Source organism: Roseomonas sp. TAS13, assembly GCF_001950415.1.
In the GTDB taxonomy this organism is placed as follows: domain Bacteria; phylum Pseudomonadota; class Alphaproteobacteria; order Acetobacterales; family Acetobacteraceae; genus Roseomonas; species Roseomonas mucosa.
In genome coordinates, this window is the sequence record NZ_BDLP01000682.1 from 1 (window position 1) to 1,141 (window position 1,141).

A 1,141-nucleotide genomic window follows, 5' to 3' on the forward strand; every position below is an offset into this window, starting at 1 on the left:
CGGCATAGGCCCGGATCTCGACCGGCCGCCCCACCGCGCTCGCCATCACCGAGTACTTGTTGTTGTCGAACCGCACCAGGCAGGTCTTGGATACCGCGGCAGGCACGGCATGGAACCCGTCGAACCGCCCAGCGTAAGGCACCAGGCTTGGCCGCTCTGCCTCGAACGCCTCCCAGACGGTCCGCTCCCTCTGCTCCGGATGCCGATTGGCCCGGGCATGGGACACGCACCGCTCCAGCAGGAGGGCGTTCAGCTCCTCGTAACTCCTCACCCGCAGCCGCGGCGTAAAGAACCGCTCCCGCACCAGCCCGACCTGGTTCTCGACCTGACCTTTCTCCCAGCCCGAGGCCGGAGTGCAGGCCACCGGCTCGACCAGGTAGTGGCTGCACATGCGCAGGAAACGCCGGTTGTAGGCGCGATCCCGTCCCACCAGGATCGCGTCCACCGCCGTGCGCATGTTGTCGTAGATGCCCCGCGTGCAGGTACCGCGAAAGAAGGCGAACGCCCGGTCATGAGCGTCAAACACCATCTCTTGCGTCTCGCGCGGATAAGCGCGGACGAACAGCATCCGGCTGTGGCACAGCCTCACATGCGCGACTTTGACGGTCACTGTCGTGCCGCCGATCAGCACGACCTCGTGGCTCCAATCGAACTGGTATGCCTCGCCCGGCGCGAAGCTCAGCGGCACGAAGGCTGCTGCCACCGCCGTCGCCCGTGACGCCTGCCACCCCCGCGCATGTCGCCGGACCGCGTCGTAGCCGCCCTCATATCCCAGCTCACGCAGCGTCTCGTAGACCCGCACCAGCGTCAGCCGCTCGCGCCGCGGCCGCGCCTCGTTCGCCTCCAGCAGGCGCTCCAGCTCGGCCTGCCACGGCCCCAGCTTGGGCTGCGGCTGCCGCGCCCGGCTGTAGCGGAATTCCGTCTCCCCGGACCGCAGAACCTTCCGGACCACCTTTCGCGAAATCCCGAGCTCACGACAGATCGCCTTGATCGACTTGCCCTGCACCCGGTGCAGGCGCCGGATCTTTGCCACTGTCTCCACGACCAGCATCCCAGCACTGGCTCCCGATCATCCCGGAAACCACTGTGAACCCCGCCGTCAGTGGGGTGTCTCTTGATCACAAGTCTCGACGTCAGCATA

At 67.0% G+C, this 1,141-nt stretch carries 1 protein-coding gene; it reads right to left on the minus strand.

What is annotated here, in order from left to right:
* Positions 1-1,051 (minus strand): IS21 family transposase (gene istA, locus ROTAS13_RS24820; RefSeq protein ID WP_075823691.1); only part of this gene is annotated, 1,051 nt, incomplete at its 3' end.
* Positions 1,052-1,141: the final 90 nt, after the last annotated feature.